Below are 3,901 nucleotides of genomic sequence, written 5' to 3'. Positions count from 1 at the left end.
CGAAAATATAATGGAATTAACCGAAAAAACTTTCCTTTATTCTTGAAGGAATGTGAATTTCGGTTTAACTTTGGGCCACCAAAAGAGCAGTTAAAAATATTGCGAAAATGGTGTGAAATTTAGGGCTAATCTACTACAGCCCCAAATTTTAAGGATTGCTTAAACTGCTTTTCATTGCGATAAGCACGTGCCAGATTCGCTAATTCATTTTCAGAATATTGATTTGGCGTACAATTAGCACAAAAAGAAATGGCTTCAGCATAACGTGATTGTCGCATAAGTAATGCGATTAAATCATCACGTACCTTCAATCATGAGTTTGTTGATAAAGCGTCTTGAGTTGGGGAATGGCGGCTTTGAGCTGTGTTTCACCTTGACGTGAAAAAATATAATCTCTTCACGTCTAGCATCAATCTCAGTTGTAGCCTGTGCAGTTTCCACTCCACAAAAAGACAAAATACCTAAAGTTACTAAACTAAATTTATTTGTCATATTGGTTCATCTAGGTTAAAAAACAAAACTAAAACGCAATCAAGTAATTGTCTATTGCATACCTAACTGCATTTTTATAACTGTTAATAATATAAATTTTTGTTCAATTTATGTCAATTAATCTTTTTTTAGGTAAATTTTGCGCGTACTCGCCAATAACTTTCGACAATTCACGTGCTTTGACAATCTATCACCCACAAATAACCAAAGTATTTGAATCTAAGGCATGCTCAAAAGTTGCTTTGTGTATGAATTACGTTGTGAATCCTAGCAAACTCCAGTGAAAAGGAAAATTTCCATTATTTTATCAAAATGCTTCTGGAGCTCTAGGTAGTAAAAAAGAATTATCCTCTCGAAAAAAAGTGTCACACATTAATTTTATAATCAATCAAAACAGGAAATAAAGCTTGATAAATTTACAATTTTATCAATGTGTTATTTTTAAAATGAGAGAGTGATGAGGTATGGGGAATGTCAGTGACAGGGTTTTCTATAAAAATTGGTTCTGCCTGAAATAGATGCTTTTCTGCCCTAGAAACAACTGTGAGAACGGCCAATATAACAAGCTAACAGGACAAAACCTCGTAAACTAATGCTAGAACAATTGGCTCATCGTAATCTGAAACATAGGGGGAATTACAGTATTCTTGTAGTCAGCGAAATAACCCCAAAAATTGTCAAGATTTAAAACTCATTTCAAATACAGATATGCTTTGTTAGTCGGTGGTAAATTCATGGTTCGTTACATTAGTGATGAATAACAATCCGCATGTGAAATGTGCGGATTGTTATCGGTTAGCAAAGTATAACACTTAGAAAGTGTAACCTATTTCAGCATTGATATCACGTTGGCGGTAATTACCTGTATTAAAACTGGTGGACACTTTCCAACCCTGATGCTGGTAACTCACGCCCGCACCAAACTGTACTTGAGTTTTCGGGTAAATCTTATTGCGTTGATCTACCTTAGTTTGTACGCCGAAATAATTTGCCTCGCCTTTAGTTTTGCTGGATAAGGTTTTTTGCACGCGCGTGTGAGCAAAAAGATTGATATTACCGAATTGGTAATTAAGCTGGGAAACAGCACCAAGACTACTAAACTGGGTTTTCAGTTTACTTATTTGAACATCATTGCTCGTTGTCAAATGAGATAATTCTTTGTATCCGTAGGCAAGATCAAACATATTGTGCCAGCTTAAATTCGCCGTAATCGGATAACGCCACGCCATTCCAACATTGGCGCCATAGCCCGTTGTGCGGCCTTCATTGTTGTTGCGTTCAGCATTAAAGCTGCTTTGGTATTTCAGCTTACCTTTGCCGTAATTCACCGCACCGAACAATTCAATTTGCGGCGATAAGGCATAGCCGTAGCGGAGTTGCAATTCGGTAAATCTTTCTTTTAAGGATTTAGTTACCGCTTTGTAACGTTCTTCATAGTTATGTCTTTGATTGCTTAAACGTGCGGCCAATTTATGTTTGCCCTCCACTTTCAAGCCATTAATTGCCACATTATTAAAACGTGATTTGTTATGAATATAAGTTAATTCTGGCTCAATATTGGCATTGTCTAGGGTTAACCAAACAGTGCTTTGTTGATGTTGAGCAAGATTATTTAACCAAGTTAGTGTTGCGCCTTGTTGTGCGTTTAACATCACTTGTTGCTGATGGGCGAAAGTTTGAATGCCCTGATAAAAAACATACTCGGCAAAATGTTGGCGATCGATATTCACCAATTTATTGGCCCATTTTTCCTGCTCAGCAGTGAGTGTTCCAGCGTAGTATTTCTTATCAAGTTCTGCTAAAGCCTGATCAAGCAATCGCGCATCATCACTCCACCCGGAGTATTTCGGATCAGATTGACGCACAAAATGCTTAGGATTGTCTTTATCCGTTTTGGTCGTATTTATGGTTTCAGCACCTCCGTTTTTTGCTGTATCTACAAGAGTGATGGAATTTTCATCTGTTTTTTTTCTTTTGATGTATTTTCTGAATCAGTTGCTGGTTCAGGGCGGTTTTCTTCCGCAGTATCCACAAGAGCGGTGGAATTTTCATCTGTTTTTTCTTTTAATGTATTTTCTAAATCAGCTGCTGGTTCAGGACGATGTTCTTCCGTAGTATCAATAAGTGCGGTGGAATTTTCGTCTATTTTTTCTTTTGGCGTATTTTATGAATCAGCTATTGGTTCAGGGCGGTTTTCTTCCACAGTATCCGTGCTATCCACAGGCGGATTATTTTCGTCCGTTTTTCCCCTTCATTAAAAGAACGTAAATCCACCCCGGTATCAACGTGGATCGCTCTTGCAAGTTTAACAAAATCACTTGTCGCCGTGCGATCGGTGTCTTGCCAATTGACTTCTATTGGTGAGTTTTCGGCTAAATCTTTTAATTTTTCCACCGCACTTTGGCGATCAAGGGAAAAGAGCAAAGGGCTATGTAAGGCAAGGGCAACGGCCATTGCAATCGGTGTAAATCTGATATTCATAATAGGATAAAAAGGTGAGATAAATTTTGCTAATTCTATATTTTTGAAAATTAGTTTCAATAAAATAATAATGCTTTTTAGGTGTAAGGCTTGTGATATGGATAAAAAAAGCCGATCTGACGATCGGCTTAAGTGAAATTTTCTGTTAAATCAATTTATTAACCAATCACTTGTGGTAAATAACCTGCTTGAATTAAGAACGGCACATTCATAATTAATAAACCTAATAACAGCGCAAGAATTAAGCCTAAACCACCGCCCATTACGCGATATGGTAAATCTGGATAACGTTTTCTTGCGCGCCACGCCAAGCCCACAGGCAATACTAAGCCGTAGAAGGTGAACATTTGTCCTGCATAGCCAAGGGCGGCGATAAAGCCGTCTGGGTAGAATAGCGCAAATGCCAACGGTGGAATAAAGGTTAATAAACCTAGCTGAATACGGTGCGCTTTAATGTTTACACGTTTTAATAAATCGTCTAAGCAGTCAAACAGCGATAACGCCACGCCAAGGAATGAGGTTACTAATGCAAGGGTTGAGAATGTTCTCACCGCGCCACTGATTAATGAGCTACCTGTGGCTTGGAATGTCGCATTGATTAAGCCGTTCAAGGTTGGATCATTATTTACAATTCGCACGAATTCCGATTGTGGGAACACGCCGTGGGTTGCCATTTGCCATAAAATATAGGCCACTAATGGAATTGCCGTTCCGCCGATAATAGCAATGCGTAAACGTTTAATATCGCCATCTAAGTATTTGTTAATACTAGGAATAATAACGTGGAAGCCAAATGACGTGAAGAACACAGGGCTTGCCGATACAATCAAGAAATCTTTCAATGGCATTGCAAGCAAGTTATCGCTTGTTACCAATGGCAACATCATTGCCAACACCAACACAAACGCCACCAGTTTAATCACGAATA

5 protein-coding genes and 1 pseudogene are annotated in these 3,901 nt (G+C 38.3%); 1 reads left to right on the top strand and 5 read right to left on the bottom strand.

Annotated elements, in window-relative coordinates; all coding sequences use genetic code 11:
* A pseudogene (locus tag C3Z13_RS08020) lies at window positions 1–123 on the top strand (IS1595 family transposase); the annotation flags it as partial.
* Between the two features lie 2 nt (window positions 124–125).
* Here C3Z13_RS08020 and C3Z13_RS11700 read toward each other — a convergent pair.
* The 5 genes from C3Z13_RS11700 to C3Z13_RS08000 all read right to left on the bottom strand — a co-directional run.
* Window positions 126–278, bottom strand: a complete 153-nt coding sequence (locus C3Z13_RS11700) for a hypothetical protein (RefSeq protein ID WP_181022038.1) — start codon at window positions 276–278, stop codon at window positions 126–128.
* Between the two features lie 19 nt (window positions 279–297).
* Window positions 298–492: a hypothetical protein gene (locus tag C3Z13_RS11535; protein WP_146256887.1), complete on the bottom strand. Its 195-nt coding sequence runs from the start codon at window positions 490–492 to the stop codon at window positions 298–300.
* A gap of 812 nt (window positions 493–1,304) precedes the next feature.
* A complete protein-coding gene (locus C3Z13_RS08010; RefSeq protein ID WP_103855576.1) occupies window positions 1,305–2,357 on the bottom strand; it encodes a hypothetical protein in 1,053 nt (350 codons plus the stop codon).
* Window positions 2,358–2,667: 310 nt separating this feature from the next.
* Complete coding sequence (locus C3Z13_RS08005; RefSeq protein WP_103855575.1) at window positions 2,668–2,973, bottom strand: hypothetical protein; 306 nt, start codon at window positions 2,971–2,973, stop codon at window positions 2,668–2,670.
* 158 nt (window positions 2,974–3,131) lie between these two features.
* Window positions 3,132–3,901: aromatic amino acid transport family protein (locus C3Z13_RS08000; protein ID WP_281258783.1), on the bottom strand; the 770-nt coding region annotated here is incomplete at its 5' end.

It is taken from the genome of Avibacterium endocarditidis, from assembly GCF_002921145.1.
Classification (GTDB): domain Bacteria; phylum Pseudomonadota; class Gammaproteobacteria; order Enterobacterales; family Pasteurellaceae; genus Avibacterium; species Avibacterium endocarditidis.
The sequence above is the reverse complement of the archived record's forward strand: the minus strand, read 5'-3'. Positions and strand labels throughout refer to the sequence as shown.

Bases quoted from the DNA above. Each gene is read 5' to 3' on its own strand.
- C3Z13_RS11700 (WP_181022038.1), bottom strand. From the start codon at position 278: ATGCGACAATCACGTTATGCTGAAGCCATTTCTTTTTGTGCTAATTGT.
- C3Z13_RS11535 (WP_146256887.1), bottom strand. From the start codon at position 492: ATGACAAATAAATTTAGTTTAGTAACTTTAGGTATTTTGTCTTTTTGT.
- C3Z13_RS08005 (WP_103855575.1), bottom strand. From the start codon at position 2,973: ATGAATATCAGATTTACACCGATTGCAATGGCCGTTGCCCTTGCCTTA.